The organism is Nitratireductor indicus C115 (assembly GCF_000300515.1).
Classification (GTDB): domain Bacteria; phylum Pseudomonadota; class Alphaproteobacteria; order Rhizobiales; family Rhizobiaceae; genus Nitratireductor; species Nitratireductor indicus.
Genome location: NZ_AMSI01000001.1, coordinates 113,235 through 132,432, shown reverse-complemented (window position 1 = coordinate 132,432; position 19,198 = coordinate 113,235). Strand labels below are relative to the sequence as shown.

Below are 19,198 nucleotides of genomic sequence, written 5' to 3'. Positions count from 1 at the left end.
CCTGTCTTATGCGGCAGCCCTGCCATGCTCTGCCGCAGCAGCCGCAAGTTCGCGGATACCCGGCTCGACATGCTGGCTTGCGATGGAGGAGATGCCCAGACGCATGAAGCGCGAGGGGCGCAATGGCTTCTCCATGAAGAAACGCGAGCCCGGCTCGATCAAAACGCTCCGGCGCGCCGCCGATTTGGCCAGCAGCATGGAATCGAGGCCTGCCGGCCCTTCCAGCCACAGTGAGGTTCCGCCCGGAATGTCGGCCGCGTTCCAGTCCGGCAGAATCTCGTTGACGGCCTGGACGAGCTTCTCGCGACGGTCTTCGAAAGCTGCCGAAATCCGGCGTACCAGCGTGTCGTGGTGACCGAGCGACAGGAAGAGGGCAACGGCGCGCTGATTGTTTGCCGGCGGATGACGCAGGATGAAGCGGCGCAAAGCGCGCAGCTCGGCGATCAGATCGGCCGAAGCGACGATATAGCCCATGCGCAGACCCGGAGCGAGGGTCTTCGACATGGAGCCGATGTAGACGACGCGCCCCGTGCGATCGAGGCCCTTGAGAGCGGCTTGCGGACGCTCATCCGCCAGCTGGCTGTCATAATCGTCCTCGATGACGATCCAGTCATTGCGCTCGGCGGCAGCCAGCAACGCTTCGCGGCGCGGCTGGCTGAGCGGCACCATGGTCGGGCAATGATGGCTCGGCGTGGCGAAGACGAAATTCGTGTCCTCGGGAATCTGCGCTACATCGATGCCGTGGCGATCCACGGGCACAGGTGCGATTTCTGCGCCGGCAAGCTGGAAGATCGAGCGCGCATCGGGATAGCCCGGATTTTCCATGGCGACCTTGGTTTCGCGGCGCATCAGAAGCGTAGCCAGCATGTAGAGCGCGTTTTGCGATCCGAGCGTCACGAGGATCTCGTCAGGGTTCGCGAAGATACCGCGCCGGGGCAGAAGCCGCGCCTGAATCTGCTCGATCAACAGCGGATCGTCGCGGTCCACCATGTCGGCAGCCCAATTGCGAATTTCCAGAACGGCGAGCGCCATGCGATTGCATTCGCGCCATTCGGCCGTTGGAAACAGCGAAGGATCGAACTGACCATAGACGAAAGGATAGGAAGCCTTCATCCACTCATCATTCTTACGGGCCTCGGGCATGCCGCTTGCGTGCATGCGAAAGCGCTCGCCCCAGTTCACGCCGTTGCGCGCACCCTGCTTGCGCTGCGGACGCGGCGGGGCGGCAAGCACTTCCGGATTCACGAAATGGCCGCGGCGCTCACGGGCGATCAGGAACCCCTGGTCGACGAGCTGCTGAAAGGCGAGCACCACCGTTCCACGTGCCACGCCCAGTTTTTCCGCAAGGATGCGGCAGGACGGAAGCGGCATTGACGGGGCGATCTGCCGGTCGAGAATGGCCGAGACGATGGCCTGGCGAATCTGTGCCTGAAGCGTCTGTCCCGATTCCGGTGAAATCTTGAACAGGCCGGTCCATAAGGCAGTGTCATTTCTGGCGGGCATGGGGCTTTCCTCTCCGGACGCGGAGCCTAGCGTTGGGCCAAGCCATGTCAAGCGTGGTACAATTGATTGTTCCAACAAAGAAATTGATGAATGGAAGAAAAGCCTTGTGGTGCTTGGCTTTGAGCGTGGCGCCTTCTCATCCTCGGCTGAGATTTTTTGAAAGACCATTCCAACTTTTCCATGTTCTGGTCTAAAAGTGCCGGTCTGTTTTCGCAGGAGGCCTCCCTTGAACACGGCATTGGAAACCGCGCTGGACGCGCTCAGGAACCACCGCGCGGCAAGCTTGCCGATAAACATGCGCGCTGTCTTTTCTTCCGATCCGCAACGTTTCGAGCGCTTTTCGCTGACACTGGACGATATGACACTCGACATGTCGCGCACCGCGATAACGGAGGAAACGGTCGACCTTCTCCTGCGGCTGGCTGAAACCGCCGATCTTGCCGGCGCGCGCGATTCCATGCTTGCCGGCGAGCACATCAACACCACCGAGGACCGCGCAGTTCTCCACACGGCCCTGCGGGCGCTTTCAGGCGGACAGGCGATGGAGGGAGGACGGGACGTAATGCCCGATATTCGCGCCGTGCTCGAAGCGATGGATGCCTTTGCCGAAAGCGTGCGTGGTGGGACGCTCCGGGGTGCGACAGGTCAGGCATTCACGGATGTTGTGAATATCGGCATCGGCGGCTCTGACCTCGGGCCGGTGATGGCAACGCGGGCCCTTTCGCCGTTTCATGACGGGCCGCGGCTGCACTATGTCTCCAATATCGACGGGGCGCATATCGCCGACACGCTTGCAGAGCTCGATCCTGAGACAACGCTTTTCATCGTTGCCTCGAAAACCTTCACCACCATCGAAACCATGACCAATGCCGCGACCGCGCGGGATTGGGTCGCCGCGAAACTCGGCCCCTCCGCCACCGGCGATCACTTCGCTGCCGTTTCGACCGCGCTCGACAAGGTCGCGGCATTCGGCATCGATCCGAACCGTGTTTTCGGCTTCTGGGACTGGGTCGGCGGGCGCTATTCCCTGTGGTCGGCCATCGGCCTGCCCATCATGATCGCCATCGGCCCCGATAATTTCCGCCGCTTCCTTGCCGGTGCGGAGGCCATGGACAATCATTTCCGTTCCGCGCCGATGCGGCAGAACCTGCCTGTCATGCTCGGGCTGATCGGGTATTGGCACCGGGTCGTCTGCGACTATCCGGCCCGCGCCGTCATTCCCTATGACCAGAGGCTGGAGCGGTTGCCTGCCTATCTCCAGCAACTCGACATGGAATCGAACGGCAAGGGTGTTCGGCTTGGCGGCGGGGCCGTATCGACGCCGACCGGCCCGCTCGTCTGGGGGGAACCGGGCACCAACGGCCAGCATGCCTTCTTCCAGCTCTTGCATCAGGGTACGGACATCATTCCCGTCGAGTTCATTCTTGCAGCGGAAGGACATGAACCTGACCTCCAGCACCACCATGACCTGCTCATCGCCAACTGCCTGGCGCAGGCCGAGGCGCTGATGAAAGGGCGGACACTGGAAGAGGCACGCGCGCAGCTCATTGCCAAGGGAATGGACGCCGAGCGGGCGGAAGCGCTGGCGCCGCACCGCGTGTTCCCCGGCAACCGCCCCTCGCTCACCATTCTGCACCGTCAGCTCGATCCCTATGCGCTTGGAAGACTTATCGCGCTCTACGAACACCGTGTTTTCGTGGAAGCCCGTCTTTTCGGCATCAACGCCTTCGATCAGTGGGGCGTTGAGCTCGGCAAGGAACTTGCCACGGAGCTTCTGCCCGTGGTGGAGGGCAAGGCCGATCCCTCCTCACGCGACAGCGCCACAGCGGGCATGGTGCGGCGGATCGCGGCGCTGAGGGACTGACTGACAGGCCGGTCCCGGCGCCCCGTGGTTCGACGAGCTCACCACGAGGGCTATTGGCGCCAGCTTCAACGCAAATCCTTGCGCAGAATCTTGCCGACATTGGATTTCGGCAATTCGTCACGGAACTCGATATATTTCGGCCTCTTGTATCCCGTGAGGTTCTGCTTGCAGAATTTCACGAGATCGGCCTCCGTGAGCGCGGGATCCTTCTTCACCGCGAAGAGCTTGGGCACCTCGCCGGAATGCTCGTCGGCGACACCGACAATGGCCACTTCGAGCACACCAGGATGCGCTGCAATGACCTCTTCCACCTCGTTCGGGAACACCTTGAAGCCCGAAACCACGATCATGTCCTTCTTGCGGTCAACGATGGTGATCTGACCGTTCTCGGCCATGGTGCCCATGTCACCAGAGCGGAAATATCCATCCCCGGTCATCACTTTCGCGGTCTCGTCCGGACGGTTCCAATATCCCACCATGACCTGAGGGCCGCGAATGCAAATCTCGCCAACCTGGCCGAAGGGAAGGTCCTTGCCCTTGTCGTCGCGGATCGCGATGTCGGTGGAAGGAACCGGCAGGCCGATCGTGCCTGTGAACTCCTTGGCGTCGAAACGATTGACGGTGGCCACGGGCGAGGTTTCCGAAAGTCCATACCCTTGCGAAATGACGCAGCCTGTCACTTCCTGCCAACGCTCGGCCACCTGACGCTGCACGGCCATGCCGCCGCCAAAGGTGACGAGGAGATTGCGGAATGGAAGCTTGCGGAAATCCTCGTTGTTCAGCAGCGCATTGAAGAGCGTGTTCAGGCCCGGGAATATCTGGAAGTCATAATGCTGCAACTCCTTCACGAAGGCGGGAATATCGCGAGGGTTCGGAATGAGCACATTGTTGCCGCCGAGCTTCATGCCCATCAGCGCGTTCACCGTGAGAGCATAGATATGATAAAGCGGCAGCGCGCAAATGAGCACCGGATTTTCCGGCCTGGGCCGGTTCAGATAAGCACTGCGGAACCAAAGCTCGTTCTGGATGACATTGGCCAGAACATTGCTCTGAACAAGCGTGGCTCCCTTGGAAACGCCGGTGGTGCCGCCCGTATATTGCAGGAAGGCATTGTCCCCCAGCGCAATCTCGACAGGTTTGAACCCGCTTGCCTCGCCCTTGCGGAGCGCCTCGTTGAATGGCACATGCCCCGGCAGAGACCACGCCGGAACCATCTTCTTCACGCGGCGCACGACAAAATTGACGAGGAAACCCTTGAGGCCCATCAGGTCGCCCATGGAGGCCACGACGGCGTGCTTGATCTGCGTGCGGCCTGCTACGGCCTGTAAGGTATGGGCGAAATTCTCCAGAATGACGATGGCTTCAGCGCCTGAATCATTGAGCTGGTGCTCCAGTTCGCGCGGCGTATAGAGCGGATTGACATTGACCACGACATAGCCGGCCCTCAACACCGCCATCATGGCAATCGGATACTGCAGGACGTTGGGCATCATAAGAGCAACCCGCGCGCCCTTCTTCAGCCCGACAGACTGGAAATATCCGGCAAGATAGGAGGACAAACGATCGAGCTCACGATAGCTCAGCGACTTGCCCATGCAGGTGAAGGCTGTCCGGTCGGCAAATTTACGGCAGGAATCGACCAGAAGCTCTGCCAGGGAACCGTAAGGCAGCTCACCGAGTTCCGCCGGAATTCCTTCGGGATAGTGCGCAAGCCATGGCTTCGCCGGAGCGTTCCTTGACGCGGCAGGCTTTGCCTTCGGCGTCTTCGCAGAAGCGGCCTTTGCAGCAGTCCTCTTCTTGGCGGCGGGCTTTTTGCCCGACGAGGTTGCGGCTGCGCTGGTACCCGAGGCTTTTCTGGCTGCGGGCTTCGCGGTGGAAGCCTTTGCCGCCACCGACTTCTGTGCTGCCTTCTGCGGCTTGACCTCGGCCTTACTGGCCTCAGGCTTCGGCTGGCCTGCCTTGGAACGCGCCGTTCGCTTGCCCTTGGCGGGCGTCTTCGCGGTGTCTGCCAATTGTTCCTCCCCAGGAAACGACCTTTAACGTTTACGTGAACGTAATATCAGACGTCGCCACAGCTTTCAAAGCAATCCTGGTCGAATAAAGCGGTCTGTTACGCGGCGAATTCTTTTCGTCCCCAGTCTATTGCCAGCCAATGGAGGCGGGCAAGAGGGGGCGGTGCTTCACGCCAGAACACTCAAAGAGAATTCGACACACTTGTCTTCGCGGTCCCCGATCGAGGCCGAATTCCTCAAGCATTGCGGGCACTGAGGCACCGGAAAAACTTATTGTCCGTAGCCCGCATGCTCCTTCAGAAACTCAAGCTCTTCCTGCGTGCTCTCGCGCCCCAGCGCCCTGTTTCGATGGGGGAAACGGCCGAAACGGGCAACGATCTCGCTGTGCTCCACCGCGTATTTGCGCGCCTCTTCATTGCCCAGCTCGCTGAACAGCATCACTGCCCGCTCCTGATCGGCAAGCACTTCGGAGTGCATATAGGGCATATAAAGGAACTGCCGCTCCTGCTGCGTCATATCCGCATCGAGCCCCTTTTCCACGGCATTGGCAGAGAGCTGCAATGCCATCTGATCGGTAGCGAAAGCTTCCGGCTTGCGGCGGAATATGTTGCGGGGAAACTGATCGAACACGATGATCGCGGCGAGCGCGGCACGCGGTTCCGTCAGCGCGGACTGCGGCAATTCCTTACGGAGCTGCTCATAGACGGGAAGAAAACGGCTGCGGATGCGTTCGTCGGCCTCGTCGCTTCCGGTGAACCAGTCCTTTGGCGTCAGCTCGCCGAACCAGAACCCCAATACATCGTCGATCCATGCCTGATTCATTTCACGCTCTCCCAAATACCCAACCCGAAAGGGCTCCAAACATCGCCGAACATGAATTGGATTACACCCATTCCATGTGACATCAAATGAACCCGTCCGATCACAAACTACTTCTATTGAAAACGATATGGGGCCTTTGAGAGCCCTGCCGCAAGGTAACAAAACGCAGTTTCTTGCATCGAAGGGGGACAAAGAGACCAAAAGTTGCATTTGCAATATCCCTAAGCCGGAAGGTGTTCCCTAGAAACTGGAACTTTGCTTATATGCCCGCTTCCAGGGCCTCGACAGCGGGCTCAAGATATTCAGGGAGACCTCAATGAAAAAGACACTGACGCTTGCGGCCACGCTTCTGGCCGCCACGGTGATCAGCGGTGCGGCGAGCGCGAAAACCTTCGTCTATTGTTCGGAAGGATCGCCGGAAGGCTTCGATCCGAGCCTCTACACTGCGGGAACGACTTTCGACGCGGCGGCGCACACGGTTTACAATCGCCTGCTCGAGTTCAAGCCGGGAACGACCGAGACCGTGCCCGGTCTTGCAGAGAGCTGGGAGATTTCCGATGACGGGCTCGAATATACGTTCAAGCTGCGGTCCGGCGTGAAATTCCAGACGACCGATTTCTTCACCCCGTCGCGTGACCTCAACGCGGACGACGTGATCTTCTCGTTCGAACGCCAGCTCAAGTCCGACAATCCCTGGCACCAGTATGTGGCTGGTGCGGCCTGGGAATATTTCAACGGCATGGGTTTCCCTGAACTCATCGAGTCGATCGAGAAGGTCGACGACATGACCGTGCGCTTCAAGCTGAAGCAGCAGGAAGCTCCGTTCCTGGCCAATCTGGCCATGCCCTTCGCTTCCATCATGTCGAAGGAATATACCGACAAGCTCGCCGCCGACGGCAAGATGAACATGCTGAACCAGCAGCCGCTGGGCACCGGCCCCTTCGAATTCGTCGCCTACCAGACCGACGCGGTGATCCGCTATCGCGCGCATGACGACTATTGGGGCGGCAAGCAGAAGATCGATGATCTCGTGTTCGCCATCACGCCCGACGCATCGGTGCGCTACCAGAAGCTGAAGGCCGGCGAATGCCACCTGATGCCGTTCCCGAATGCGGCCGATGTCGAGGACATGAAGAAGGACCAGAACCTCAAGGTGGTGGAGCAGGAAGGCCTGAACGTGGCCTATCTCGCCTACAACACCACTCAGGCCCCCTTCGACAAGGTCGAGGTGCGCAAGGCACTGAACATGGCAATCAACAAGCAGGCGATCGTCGATGCCGTGTTCCAGGGCGCGGCGACGCCCGCCAAGAACCCGATCCCGCCGACGATGTGGTCCTATAACGACGCCGTTCAGGACGATGCCTACGATCCGGAAGCGGCAAAGAAGATGCTGGAAGAAGCTGGAGTCAAGGACCTCTCCATGAAGGTCTGGGCAATGCCGGTGGCGCGCCCCTACATGCTGAACGCACGCCGGGCGGCCGAACTCATTCAGGCGGATTTCGCCAAGATCGGCGTCAATGTCGAGATCGTCACCTATGAGTGGGCGGAATATCTCGATCGCTCCAAGGCAAAGGACCGCGACGGCGCGGTGATGCTGGGCTGGACCGGCGACAATGGCGATCCGGACAACTTCCTGCACACGCTGCTCGGCTGTGACGCCGTCGGTGGCAACAACCGTGCCCAGTGGTGCAATGAGGAGTTCAACGACCTCGTCGTGAAGGCCAAGACCACCACGGACCAGGCAGAGCGCACGAAGCTCTACGAGGAAGCACAGGTGGTGTTCAAGCGTGAAGCGCCGTGGGCGACCATCGACCATTCGCTGTCGGTCGTGCCGATGCGCAAAGAGGTCGAGGGCTTCCATCAGAGCCCGCTTGGCGACTTCGCCTTCGAAGGCGTCGACCTGGCCGAATAAGCGCTCCTACCGACTGACAATCTGGAGGCGCGCCGGGCGACCGGCGCGTCTCGTTTGCATTATCCGCTCGTTGGCGCTTTTGTAGACGAGATAGCCTCCAGAGCATTTTGCAGTCGGACGGAATCGCCTGACGCCCGCATGAATGCCTAAAAACAAAAAGATAGAACGGGGCAGCGTTTCCATGAAACGGTGAACCGGTCTAGACGCCGGAGATCGAACCCGCCATGTTTCGATTTATCTTTGGACGGCTGGCCGTCCTCATTCCGACTTTTCTCGGCGTGTCCATCATCGCATTTTCCTTCATCCGCGTTCTGCCGGGCGACCCGGTGATGCTGATGTCGGGAGAACGCGTGATGGCGCCCGAACGCTATGAGCAGATCAAGCAGATGCTCGGATATGACCGGCCCCTGCCGGTTCAATATTTCGATTACCTGACGGGCGTGCTCAGCGGAGATTTCGGAAACTCCATCGTCACGCGCCGCCCGGTGCTCGACGATTTCCTCACGCTCTTCCCCGCTACGCTGGAACTGTCGCTTTGTGCGATGCTTCTCGCCATCATCATCGGTGTTCCGGCAGGTGTCTTCGCCGCGATCAAACGCGGCTCGTTCTTCGACCAGACGATCATGGGCACCGCGCTCGTGGGCTACTCCATGCCCATCTTCTGGTGGGGCCTCCTGCTCATCATCCTGTTCTCCGGAACGCTGGGCTGGACACCCGTCTCAGGGCGTATCTCGCTTCTTTACTATTTCCCGCCCGTCACAGGCTTCATGCTGATCGACTCGCTGCTTTCGGGACAGTCGGGCGCCTTTACCTCCGCACTGTCGCATCTCATCCTGCCTTCGATCGTGCTCGGCACGATCCCGCTTGCGGTGATCGCGCGCCAGACGCGCTCTGCCATGCTTGAGGTGCTGAGCGAGGATTACGTGCGCACGGCCCGCGCCAAGGGCCTCTCGCCCTTCAGAGTGGTCGGCATCCATGCCTTGCGTAACGCGATGATCCCCGTCATCACCACGATCGGTCTTCAGGTGGGCGTCATGCTTGCCGGCGCCATCCTCACCGAAACGATCTTCTCCTGGCCGGGCGTCGGCAAGTGGATGGTCGATTCCGTGTTCAAGCGCGATTACCCGGTGATCCAGAGCGGCCTGCTCATCATCGCCGGCGTCATCATGCTGGTGAACCTTGCCGTCGATCTGCTCTACGGCCTCATCAACCCGCGTATCCGGCACTGAGGAGGACGATCATGACAGATACGGCTTCCACCAACGCCAGAATGCAGGATCCATCGCGCCGCGCGCGCCTGGCCGAGTTCTGGTATTATTTTTCCGAAAACCGGGGCGCGGTCATCGGCCTCGTGGTCTTTGTCGTTCTGGTGCTTCTGGCGCTGGCCGCGCCCGTGATCGCACCGCACCCCTATAACGCCCAGTATCGCGACGCGATCCTCGTGCCACCCTTCTGGGAGGATGGCGGGCGCGCCGCCTACCTGCTGGGCACGGACGCCGTGGGCCGGGATATTCTCTCCCGCCTGCTTTATGGCGCCCGCTATTCGCTCTTCATCGGTGTGGTTGTCACGCTTCTGGCGCTGACCACGGGCATCGTGATCGGCACTGTGGCGGGCTATTTCCGCGGCTGGATCGACACGGTCATCACCCGGCTGATGGACATCATCCTGGCCTTCCCTTCCCTGCTTCTGGCCCTTGTGCTGGTCGCGGTGCTGGGGCCGGGCCTCACCAATGCCATGATCGCCATCGCGCTCGTGCAACAACCGCACTATGTGCGCCTGACACGCGCCGCGGTGATGAGCGAGAAGAGCCGCGACTATGTGACCGCTGCACGCGTGGCGGGGGCCGGCAATTTCCGGTTGATGTTCAAGACGATCCTGCCGAACTGCACGGCGCCATTGATCGTGCAGGCAGCACTTTCCTTCTCGACGGCGATCCTCGATGCGGCGGCTCTCGGCTTTCTCGGCATGGGCGCACAGCCGCCAACGCCGGAATGGGGCACGATGCTGGCCGAAGCCCGCGAGTTCATCCTGCGCGCCTGGTGGGTGGTGACCTTCCCCGGTCTTGCCATTCTCATCACCGTGCTTGCCATCAACCTGATGGGCGACGGGCTGCGCGACGCGCTCGATCCCAAGCTGAAGAGGTCGTGACATGGCTCTGCTTGAAATCGAAAACCTGACCGTCACCTTCGAAACCGCCGCCGGTCCACTCAGGGCCGTCGACGGCGTCTCGCTTGCAGTAAGCGAGGGCGAGGTACTGGCCATCGTCGGAGAATCGGGCTCGGGCAAATCCGTCTCGATGCTTGCCGTGATGGGCCTTCTTCCGTGGACGGCGACCGTGAAAGCCGACCGCATGACCTTCGGCGGACGCGACATACTGAGCCTCTCGCCGGCAGCACGGCGCAAGATCATTGGCAAGGATATCGCCATGATCTTCCAGGAGCCCATTGCCAGCCTGAACCCTTGTTTCACGGTCGGCTTCCAGCTCGAAGAGGCCCTGCGACAACATATGGGCCTCAGGGGACAGGCGGCCCGACGGCGCGCGGTCGAACTGCTCGAGGCTGTCGGCATTCCCGATCCGGAGGAGCGGCTCGGCCACTTTCCGCATCAGATGTCCGGCGGCCAGTGTCAGCGCGTCATGATCGCCATGGCGATTTCCTGCAATCCGAAGCTGCTGATCGCCGACGAGCCCACCACGGCGCTCGACGTCACGATCCAGAAGCAGATTCTCGATCTCCTGATGCGGCTTCAGGCGGAGCAAAACATGGCGATGATCATGATCACCCACAATATGGGGGTCGTGGCCGAGACGGCCGACCGCGTGGTGGTGCAATACAAGGGCCGCAAGATGGAGGAGGCGGACGTGCTCTCTCTGTTCGAGGCGCCCAAGCACCCCTATACCAAGGCCCTGCTTTCGGCCCTGCCCGACAACGCGACGGGCGACCGGCTGCCGACCATCTCGGACTTTGCCATCGACGACACGCCCTATACGGGAGCAGGCGCATGAGCGAGATCGTTCTAGAAGCAAGGGATATCGTTCGCGATTATCACGTGCCGGGCGGCATGTTCGGCAAGGGACGCACCGTACACGCTGTGAAGGGCGTCAGCCTCAAGGTGGAGAAGGGCAAGACGCTCGCCATCGTGGGGGAATCGGGCTGCGGCAAGTCCACGCTGGCCCGCATCCTGACCATGATCGACGCGCCGACCGCAGGCGAACTTTTCATCGACGGGCATCAGGTGGACATCACGACTGGCGGACTGACGCCGGAGATGCGCCGCAAGGTGCAGATCGTGTTCCAGAACCCCTATGGTTCACTGAACCCGCGCCAGAAGATCGGCGATGTCCTGATGGAGCCGCTCATCATCAACTCGAACACGCCGGCCACCGAGCGGCGCGATCGCGCCATGACGATGCTGACCAAGGTTGGGCTGAAGCCCGAGCATTTCAACCGCTATCCGCACATGTTCTCAGGAGGCCAGCGGCAGCGTATCGCCATTGCGCGGGCGCTTATGCTCAACCCCTCCCTTTTGGTGCTGGACGAGCCGGTCTCCGCGCTCGACCTGTCGGTGCAGGCGCAGGTGCTGAACCTTCTGGCGGATCTGCAGGACGAGTTTGCACTCACCTATGTCTTCATCAGCCACGACCTTTCGGTGGTGCGCTACATCGCCGACGAGGTGATGGTGATGTATTTCGGCGAGGCGGTGGAATACGGCACGCGCGATGCCGTTTTCTCCAACCCGCAGCACGACTATACGAAGACGCTCTTCGCGGCGACGCCCCGCGCCGACGTGGAAAGCATCAGAAAGAGGCTGGCGAAAAAGAACGCCGCGTAAAGCGGTTTGCAGCCAGGTGGAGACACCTGGCATTCGCGTGAACACCCAAAACATGAAGACCCGGCCGGCTATCGCGCCGGGTCTTTCATTCCGGTGCAGGCCGAGCCAGCGTCTCCCGCTGAAGGCGTGCCAGCATTCTGGCCACGATCAGCCGATGCGCCAACCCAACAGGAACCATATAAGCCCGACCGAAAGCATTGTGCGTCTTTACAGAAGAGGTGATCGTCACCTCTTCTCCTTCGGTCGAGACACAGGTCATGACATCGAGATGGCGGTCCCGCTCGGTCATGGTGAGCGCGTGCGGCGAAACATCCTCGACCAGAAAAAAGTCCAGACGGTCGCCGACGCTGACGGCTTCCACCCGCCTGTTCCTGAACCCGCCCAGCCGCTTGACCCCGAAGGCCGCCGATATCGTGTCGCGGATACGAAAGGCGAGTTTCATGAGCGGCATGCGATGCGACATCATCGCATTCCACGCCTCGAGCGGCGTAACGGGCCGTCCAAGCCGAACCGTGCGCGTGTGAAAGAAATCGAGTTCGGCAGGAGGGGCAAGAACCTGCGCATGCGAATTCGGCAGCGTTATCGGACGATCGACAGGCATGGCTGGCTCCACTGGAGGATGCAGAAATTATCCCTGCAACCGGCAGTCCAACAATGACCGCAAATGTCGCAGGCATTTTCCGACGACCCTTTATCGAACCTGGCAACGATCCGCGCTGGCTAAACAACGCCCGATCGTTTAGGAGTCCCCGTAAATCAATAAACGGCCTTTTGGGGAGGGCCGCATGAGAATTCCCAGACGACTGGGACATATCTGGATAGGCCCAAAGCGGGCGCCGGAAGCGTGGATGCGCAGCTGGGTGGAACGCCATCCGGACTGGGATTACACGCTTTACGACAACGCGTTTCTGGAAAGCGGAGACTTCCGGACCCGTCGCCAGATCGATGAATATATGAAACGCGGATGGTATGCCGGCGCCGCAGATCTCTTACGGTATGAAATATTGTTTACCGACGGCGGTTATATGGCCGGCGCCGACAGTATATGCATTCACCCTATAGATGAACTGTTTGACGATAACGGCACGCTCTATACGGTTTACGAGAATGAATTCATGCGCGGACAACTTGTCGCGCCTATTGTTGCTGCTGCACCACAGCACCCTTTTCTCGAACTGATCCTGAGTATTCTGGAAAAAGTGCCCCCTGCGGAGCTCGATCATCCATGGCGCCAGACAGGAAACCTGTTCGTGGCCGAACTCATCGAGAAGCATCAGCCCGATATCGTGATCTGGCCTTCGCATGTCCTCATTCCCGAGCATTTCACCGGGCGGAGATACAATGGCCCGGGCAAGATCTATGCGCATCAGACCTTTGGCGAGACGACCGGCGCCTATGAATTTGCCTCCGTTTTCGACCGGATCGCCGAGATCAGGCGCAACCTTTACGCATCGAAGGCGCGTAAGCGCCTGCGAGCCGCGAAGAAAGTGCGCTGAGAGGGCAAAACCACGGGGGACATGTTTGGGCACAAGCTTTCCGAGGATTTTCGAGCAATTGAAAGACAGGTCCAGGCCGTGGCGTCGGCGCTATGGGCTCAAGCCCCTGTCTGAGAAACTGCGCGCCTTCGCCCTGTTGCGCATTGCCCACATCAACCGGAGGAGCCTCCAGGCACGGGTTATCGGCATCACCGGAAGCTCGGGAAAATCCACGACGGCCTCGATCCTCGACCATCTTCTTAAGGGCGCGGGAAAGGTGCATTCCCAGATCCAGTTCAACACGCTTCTGAAACTTCCCGGGACGATCAACAGCACACCGCCGGACACCCGGTTTCTGGTTGCGGAAGTCGGCGTGACGACCATTGGAAGCATGGCACCGATGGCCAGGCTCCTTCGGCCTGACATTGCCGTCGTCACCAAGGTGGGCCTCGAACATTACTCCGCCTTCCGCAATCGTGAGACGGTCTCCGCAGAAAAAGGCAAGCTGGTCGAGGTTTTGCCGGAAAACGGCCTGGCCGTGCTCAATGCGGACGATCCGCATGTCATGAGCATGCGCGAACGCACCAGAGCCCGCATCGTCACCTTCGGCTGGGCGGAAGATGCCGATTATCGGGTCATGCAATCGCACGTCGCCTACCCCGATCCGCTTCGTGTCACCATTCGCTGCGCTCAGGGGACATACGAAATCCTCACGCCCTATCCCAGCAAGGATTTCTGGCTTGCGGTTACCGCGAGTTTCGCCACGGCCATGGAGCTTGGCCTCGATCCTGAAATGCTTCTCGAAAGGTTCGCGACACTCGCCCCGCTGTGGGACCGATGCGGAATACTGAAAACCATGAATGGCCCCACCTTCATCATGGATACGGTGAAAGCTCCCAACGAAAGCATTCCCGCCGCGATTGCCACGCTTGGGGCGATAGAGGCCCCCTACAAGAGGTCCGTCATCGGGCATATCGCCGACTATGCGGGCAACCCGAAAAAGCCATACCGGATCGCTTACGAACTGTCGCGGGAAGCGGCCGATCAGGTGATCTTCGTGGGAGACAATATTCACCGCGCACCGGCAACCGAGGACGAGCGCGCGAACGGAACCTACAAAGGTTTCACAACGACGAAGGAAGCCGCCGACTATATCAAGGAAACCGCAAGGGCGGACGAACTGATCCTGCTCAAGGGTGCGCGCAATTCCCATCTGGAGCGGATCGGCCTTGCCTGGACACACGAGGTGCGGTGCTGGGAGCAATATTGCGGCCTGAGCATGAACTGCCTGCAATGCGGCAAGGTGGAAGTGCCCTTCGAGGAGCATGCCAAAATGCGCCGCAAGGAACGGCGCAAGGCCTGGTTCTCCAGACGCAGGCGACAGCCCCAGGATGCAGCCGAAGAGCAGAAGCCATGACCGGCAGCAGCCAGAAAGCCAGCGATGCTCCCTTAGCGGGCGCGCGGATCGGTGCCTTCATCCTCACTGTGGATGAGGAGGGAAGCGCAAGGCGCAGGCATGCGGAAACCGAAGTGACCGCACTTTCGGTCCCTTGGCGCTTCATCGAGGGTTACCGCAAGACCGACCCCGCGCTCGACAAACATTATTCGAGCCTCATGAATGTTCTTCTGCACAAACGGTCCCTGACACCGGGAGAAATCGCCGTTTATGCAGGTCATAGACGCATCTGGCGCGCCTTTGTGGAAAGCGGCCTGGACTATGCGCTGGTTCTCGAAGACGATTTCCGCGTGCTCGACAGAGCCCGCCTCCTCGCATCGATGCGGGACTTGACTGCCCGTCCGGACGACTGGGATGTGGTGAAGTTCTTCGACTACAGGCCGAAAACCGTCGTCGCCTCGCTGCAGATCGGCGCCACCACCGCAGTGGCGCATAAATATCCGGCTTCAGGTGCCGTCGCCTATCTGATCGGAGCGCAAGCCGCACGAGCTCTCCTTGCCCGCCGGCGCATTTTCAGGGCCATCGACGAAGACCTTTCCCACCCCTGGGAGTTTTCCATTCGTGTGTGGTCGACGGAGCCCAACACCGTGGAGGAAGCCAGTCAGAATCTCGGCGGCTCCATTCTCGAACAGGACCGCGAAAGACTGCGCAAGAACCGCAGGATGTTGCGGTCGCTGTGGGGCAATGTTCTGCAAGGCGTGAAGCTTGCCCGCTCCCTTCTTTACCGCCGCAAGCTGACGGCACGGCGTGACCGTTCTTAAAGCCCGCGTCGAGAAAAATCACGCCAGCATTTATGATTACTGTTTAAATTCAATATCTTGAATAGACTGTAAGCGCAAATTGCCGCGCGATTGCCTTACGATAAAAACACACAAAAACAGACTTGATTGTTTGTAAGTTGCATTTCATCTTTTCGAAAAAGAACAAAAGCAACATGTTTTCGAGGGGCTCAAACATGGCGCGCGCACCGAAACGCCGGTCGCAGAAAGAGCGTAGTGCGGAGACTTCCGCACGCCTCATGAATGCGACCATCGATCTTTTGCACGACCGCGGCATCACCCGCGCAACCACGCCCGAAATCGCCCGCACAGCCGGCGTTTCGCGCGGAGCCCTGACGCATCACTTCCCCACCCGCGAGACGATCATCACCGAATCGATCGCCAACATGCTGCATCTGGTGAATGAGGATATGCGCCGCTTCGGCCGTGAATTCGCAGAGAATGGCGGGTCGAGCGATGAGATCGTCGACTATCTCTGGAAAGTCATGTCAGACCGGCTGTTCTATGTGACCATGGAGTATCTGCCGGAGGCCCGTCACAATGACGAGTTCAGGACGCAGCTCGTTCCCGTCGTGCGGGAGTTCCACGAGGGGCTGGACGCGATCTGGACCGAACTGGCCGCGCGCACCGGCGTCGACCCCGAACACACCCGCAATGTGATGAACGCCACCATGTGCTGTATCCGCGGCATGATCGCCCAGACCATCCTGCGCAAAGACCCTGAATATTACGATGGCCTGCTTCGCTTCTGGAAGGAGCAGGTTCGTCAGCAGTTTCCCAATTACGGTGGCGCGGCAGCGAAGACCCGCCAGAAGAAGGTGGCCGTATGAACGCCCTTCTTTCGGTCAGGGATCTGACGCTCGGCTTCTATGGTGCGCAGATCCTGCGGGGGGTGGACTTCAGCATCAGGGAAGGCACGATCACGGGCCTCATCGGGCCGAACGGAGCAGGCAAATCCACCCTGTTCAACGCAATTTCCGGCCTCTACCGGCCGAATGGCGGCAAGGTGATGCTTGCGGGCGACGATGTGACCGGGCTCAAGCCGCATCTTCTCGTGCGCCGCGGGCTGGTCCGCACCTTCCAGCTCGCGCGCGGCTTTCCCAAGCTCAGCGTGTTCCAGCATCTTATGCTTTACGGCCTCGATCAGCCGGGCGAAGGTCTGGCGGCAGCACTCTTCACAAGCCCGGCAGCGCGTCGGCGCGAACAGGAACTCGCGGAAAAGGCCCTCAATACGGCGCGCCGTCTGCGCCTTTCCCACGTGGTCGACAACCCGGTCACCGCGCTTTCGGGCGGGCAGAAGAAACTCGTGGAGATCGGGCGGGCGCTGATGGCCGATCCGCGTCTCATCCTGCTCGACGAGCCGATGGCGGGCGTCAATCCCTCTCTTGCCGACGAGATCGCCGAGCATCTGGTAGCGCTGAATGGCGACGGCATAACCGTCTGCCTGATCGAGCATGACATGGCGCTGATCAAGCGCTTATGCGACCCGGTTGTGGTGCTCGCCGAGGGCAAGACGCTGGTCGAAGGAAACTTCGACGAGGTCGCAGCCGACCCGGAAGTTCAGGAAGCCTATCTGGGGACGCGCCGATGAGCCTGCTTGTCGCAAGGGATATCGTGGCCGGTTACGGCGCGGCGGAACAGATTCTCAAGAAGGCCTCCATCCATGTCGAAGCCGGCGAGATCGTCACCATCATCGGCCCCAACGGTGCCGGCAAGTCGACGCTTCTGAAAGTGGTTGCCGGACTGGTTCCTGCACGGGAAGGTTCGATCCAGCTCGGCGGAGAGGACGTGACGCGTTTCGGCGCGGTCGACCGCACCCGCAGCGGCATCAGCTTCGTTCCGCAGGAGCGCAATGTCTTCGGCAATCTCAGCATCGCCGAAAATCTCGAGATCAGCGCCTATCGCGACAGCGGCGACGCAAGCCGCCGCATCGAGGAGCTCTATGAGCGCTATCCGATGCTCGCCGGCAAGCGGCGGGACCTGGCACGAACGCTTTCGGGTGGCCAGCGCCAGATCCTTGCCATGGCCATGGGGCTGATGACGGCGCCGAAGCTATTGCTTCTAGATGAACCGACAGCCGGGCTTTCGCCGCGCGCCGCGGACGAGCTTTTCGACGCCATTGTCGCGCTCAACCGGGGCGGACTGCCGATCCTCATGGTGGAGCAGCATGCCGTGGAAGCGCTCGCCGTCTCGACCCGGGGCTATGTGCTGGTTTCCGGCAAGGAATCTGCGGAGGGGCCGGGTCCGCAATTGGCTGCCGATCCCGAAATTCGCCGCCTGTTCCTGGGCGGCTGACACCAAGAAGAAAGAGCCACAGAGGGCAACATGATGAAAAACCATACTCTCAATCGCAGGCATTTTCTGGGAGCTTCCTCCCTGCTTCTGGGCAGCACGGCGCTGCCTTCCTTCGTCTGGGCGCAGGGCGAGCCGATCAAGATCGGAACGCTGACCCCGCTGACGGGCTCGGGCGGCCCCTATGGGCCGGTCATGGCCAACACGGTGAAAGCCGTTGTGGACGAGGTCAACGCGGCCGGTGGCGTTCTGGGCCGCAAGATCGAGGTCATCTCCGAGGACGACCAGACCAACCCCGAAGCCGGCGTGCGCGCGGCACGCAAGCTGATCGACGTCGATGCCGTTTCGGCAATCGTGGGCACCTGGGCTTCCTCGGTCACCACCGCCGTTGCGCCGCTTTGCTGGGAATCGAAAACCTTCCTCGCAACCGTTTCCGGCGCCGACAGCATCACCGAGCTGCCGCACCAGGGCTACCTCGTCCGTACGCAGCCCAACACGACGCTGCAGGGCCGCAAATTCGGCGAGTTCGCCGCCGCCGAGGGCGCCAAGCGTGTCTTCTTCGTTTCCCCGCAGACGCCCTACGCGGAAAGCCAGTTCCAGAACATCACCAAGGCTGTCGAGGCAGCCGGCGGCGAAACCTCATCCCTGATCTATGACGACAAGAAGCCTTCCTACCGCTCGGAAGTGGACGAGGTGATGCGCTTCGAACCGGATGCGATCATCTTCGGCGGCTACACGCCCGACACGACGGTCATGCTGAAGGAACTCTATCGCGCGGGCTATCAGGGCAAGAAGATCGCCTTTGCCTATGCGGTCAACGAAAAGCTGGTCGACAGCGTGCCGGCCGAAGTGGTCGAGGGGTGCTACACCATTGCGCCTTCCTCCAATGAAAGCTCCACCGCCTATCAGCGTCTCGTGAAACTGATCGGCGTCGACAGCCCCGATCCCTACACCGTGCAGGTCTATGACCAGATCAACCTGATCATCATGGCCATGGCTGCTGCGGGCGACAGTTCCGGTACGGCCATCAAGGACGCTATCCGCAAGGTGAGCCAGGCCGCCGACGGCACCAAGGTGGACAATGCGGTGGACGGGCTCAAGCTGATCGCCGAAGGCAAGCCGGTGAACTATGAGGGCGCCAGCGGCCCCTGCGATTTCACCGACAAGGGCGACATCTCCGACAGCAGCTTCCGGTACGAACAGGTGCGCGACGGCAAGCTGACCCTGATCAAGATTGCCTGACGCGGTTCC

General features: G+C 60.5%; 17 protein-coding genes. 13 read left to right on the top strand and 4 right to left on the bottom strand.

Going from position 1 to position 19,198, the window contains the following annotated elements:
- Positions 1–6: 6 nt before the first annotated feature.
- Positions 7–1,503, bottom strand: coding sequence for a MocR-like pyridoxine biosynthesis transcription factor PdxR (gene pdxR / locus NA8A_RS00695; protein ID WP_009449288.1), 1,497 nt, complete (start codon positions 1,501–1,503; stop codon positions 7–9).
- 226 nt (positions 1,504–1,729) lie between these two features.
- Here pdxR and pgi point away from each other — a divergent pair, with 226 nt between their 5' ends.
- Positions 1,730–3,367 (top strand): glucose-6-phosphate isomerase, encoded by a 1,638-nt coding sequence (pgi, locus tag NA8A_RS00690; protein ID WP_040671474.1) that lies wholly within the window; start codon positions 1,730–1,732, stop codon positions 3,365–3,367.
- A 65-nt stretch (positions 3,368–3,432) separates the two neighbouring features.
- On the opposite strand, the gene NA8A_RS00685 is transcribed toward pgi, so the two are convergent.
- Entirely contained in the window at positions 3,433–5,379 is a 1,947-nt protein-coding gene (locus tag NA8A_RS00685; protein WP_009449286.1) for a long-chain-fatty-acid--CoA ligase, read from the bottom strand.
- 270 nt (positions 5,380–5,649) lie between these two features.
- The gene (locus NA8A_RS00680) at positions 5,650–6,201 is read right to left on the bottom strand and encodes a DUF924 family protein (RefSeq protein WP_009449285.1); all 552 of its coding nucleotides are present in this window, start codon (positions 6,199–6,201) and stop codon (positions 5,650–5,652) included.
- A gap of 316 nt (positions 6,202–6,517) precedes the next feature.
- On the opposite strand from NA8A_RS00680, the gene NA8A_RS00675 reads away from it, so the two are divergent.
- From NA8A_RS00675 to NA8A_RS00655, 5 genes are all read left to right on the top strand, one after another.
- The gene (locus NA8A_RS00675; RefSeq protein ID WP_009449284.1) at positions 6,518–8,113 is read left to right on the top strand and encodes an ABC transporter substrate-binding protein; all 1,596 of its coding nucleotides are present in this window, start codon (positions 6,518–6,520) and stop codon (positions 8,111–8,113) included.
- Between the two features lie 224 nt (positions 8,114–8,337).
- Positions 8,338–9,342, top strand: coding sequence for an ABC transporter permease subunit (locus tag NA8A_RS00670; RefSeq protein WP_009449283.1), 1,005 nt, complete (start codon positions 8,338–8,340; stop codon positions 9,340–9,342).
- An 11-nt stretch (positions 9,343–9,353) separates the two neighbouring features.
- Positions 9,354–10,262, top strand: a complete 909-nt coding sequence (locus NA8A_RS00665; protein ID WP_009449282.1) for an ABC transporter permease subunit — start codon at positions 9,354–9,356, stop codon at positions 10,260–10,262.
- Position 10,263: 1 nt separating this feature from the next.
- Positions 10,264–11,118 carry an ABC transporter ATP-binding protein gene (locus tag NA8A_RS00660; RefSeq protein WP_009449281.1) on the top strand — a complete coding sequence of 285 codons (855 nt, stop codon included), beginning with the start codon at positions 10,264–10,266 and terminating at the stop codon, positions 11,116–11,118.
- Positions 11,115–11,945, top strand: coding sequence for a dipeptide ABC transporter ATP-binding protein (locus NA8A_RS00655; RefSeq protein ID WP_009449280.1), 831 nt, complete (start codon positions 11,115–11,117; stop codon positions 11,943–11,945). Before NA8A_RS00660 ends, NA8A_RS00655 begins: the two co-directional genes overlap by 4 nt.
- Before the next feature lie 85 nt (positions 11,946–12,030).
- Here the strand turns inward: NA8A_RS00655 and NA8A_RS00650 are convergent, their stop codons facing one another.
- Positions 12,031–12,546 (bottom strand): DUF2867 domain-containing protein, encoded by a 516-nt coding sequence (locus NA8A_RS00650; RefSeq protein WP_009449279.1) that lies wholly within the window; start codon positions 12,544–12,546, stop codon positions 12,031–12,033.
- Between the two features lie 184 nt (positions 12,547–12,730).
- Between NA8A_RS00650 and NA8A_RS00645 the strand changes: the two genes are divergently transcribed.
- From NA8A_RS00645 to NA8A_RS00615, 7 genes are all read left to right on the top strand, one after another.
- Positions 12,731–13,441, top strand: coding sequence for a glycosyltransferase family 32 protein (locus NA8A_RS00645; RefSeq protein ID WP_040671470.1), 711 nt, complete (start codon positions 12,731–12,733; stop codon positions 13,439–13,441).
- Between the two features lie 58 nt (positions 13,442–13,499).
- Complete coding sequence (locus NA8A_RS00640) at positions 13,500–14,837, top strand: Mur ligase family protein (protein WP_074896619.1); 1,338 nt, start codon at positions 13,500–13,502, stop codon at positions 14,835–14,837.
- Positions 14,834–15,637, top strand: coding sequence for a glycosyltransferase family 25 protein (locus NA8A_RS24975; RefSeq protein ID WP_009449276.1), 804 nt, complete (start codon positions 14,834–14,836; stop codon positions 15,635–15,637). Before NA8A_RS00640 ends, NA8A_RS24975 begins: the two co-directional genes overlap by 4 nt.
- A 194-nt stretch (positions 15,638–15,831) precedes the next feature.
- Positions 15,832–16,485, top strand: a complete 654-nt coding sequence (locus NA8A_RS00630) for a TetR/AcrR family transcriptional regulator (protein WP_074896616.1) — start codon at positions 15,832–15,834, stop codon at positions 16,483–16,485.
- Complete coding sequence (locus NA8A_RS00625) at positions 16,482–17,246, top strand: ABC transporter ATP-binding protein (protein WP_009449274.1); 765 nt, start codon at positions 16,482–16,484, stop codon at positions 17,244–17,246. The genes NA8A_RS00630 and NA8A_RS00625 overlap by 4 nt, the downstream gene beginning before the upstream one ends.
- Positions 17,243–17,950, top strand: a complete 708-nt coding sequence (locus tag NA8A_RS00620; RefSeq protein ID WP_009449273.1) for an ABC transporter ATP-binding protein — start codon at positions 17,243–17,245, stop codon at positions 17,948–17,950. The genes NA8A_RS00625 and NA8A_RS00620 overlap by 4 nt, the downstream gene beginning before the upstream one ends.
- Before the next feature lie 30 nt (positions 17,951–17,980).
- Positions 17,981–19,189: an ABC transporter substrate-binding protein gene (locus NA8A_RS00615; protein ID WP_009449272.1), complete on the top strand. Its 1,209-nt coding sequence runs from the start codon at positions 17,981–17,983 to the stop codon at positions 19,187–19,189.
- The last annotated feature ends 9 nt before the right edge of the window (positions 19,190–19,198 follow it).

Bases quoted from the DNA above. Each gene is read 5' to 3' on its own strand.
- pdxR (WP_009449288.1), bottom strand. From the start codon at position 1,503: ATGCCCGCCAGAAATGACACTGCCTTATGGACCGGCCTGTTCAAGATT.
- NA8A_RS00680 (WP_009449285.1), bottom strand. From the start codon at position 6,201: ATGAATCAGGCATGGATCGACGATGTATTGGGGTTCTGGTTCGGCGAG.
- NA8A_RS00675 (WP_009449284.1), top strand. From the start codon at position 6,518: ATGAAAAAGACACTGACGCTTGCGGCCACGCTTCTGGCCGCCACGGTG.
- NA8A_RS00670 (WP_009449283.1), top strand. From the start codon at position 8,338: ATGTTTCGATTTATCTTTGGACGGCTGGCCGTCCTCATTCCGACTTTT.
- NA8A_RS00665 (WP_009449282.1), top strand. From the start codon at position 9,354: ATGACAGATACGGCTTCCACCAACGCCAGAATGCAGGATCCATCGCGC.
- NA8A_RS00660 (WP_009449281.1), top strand. From the start codon at position 10,264: ATGGCTCTGCTTGAAATCGAAAACCTGACCGTCACCTTCGAAACCGCC.
- NA8A_RS00655 (WP_009449280.1), top strand. From the start codon at position 11,115: ATGAGCGAGATCGTTCTAGAAGCAAGGGATATCGTTCGCGATTATCAC.
- NA8A_RS00650 (WP_009449279.1), bottom strand. From the start codon at position 12,546: ATGCCTGTCGATCGTCCGATAACGCTGCCGAATTCGCATGCGCAGGTT.
- NA8A_RS00645 (WP_040671470.1), top strand. From the start codon at position 12,731: ATGAGAATTCCCAGACGACTGGGACATATCTGGATAGGCCCAAAGCGG.
- NA8A_RS24975 (WP_009449276.1), top strand. From the start codon at position 14,834: ATGACCGGCAGCAGCCAGAAAGCCAGCGATGCTCCCTTAGCGGGCGCG.
- NA8A_RS00630 (WP_074896616.1), top strand. From the start codon at position 15,832: ATGGCGCGCGCACCGAAACGCCGGTCGCAGAAAGAGCGTAGTGCGGAG.
- NA8A_RS00625 (WP_009449274.1), top strand. From the start codon at position 16,482: ATGAACGCCCTTCTTTCGGTCAGGGATCTGACGCTCGGCTTCTATGGT.
- NA8A_RS00620 (WP_009449273.1), top strand. From the start codon at position 17,243: ATGAGCCTGCTTGTCGCAAGGGATATCGTGGCCGGTTACGGCGCGGCG.
- NA8A_RS00615 (WP_009449272.1), top strand. From the start codon at position 17,981: ATGATGAAAAACCATACTCTCAATCGCAGGCATTTTCTGGGAGCTTCC.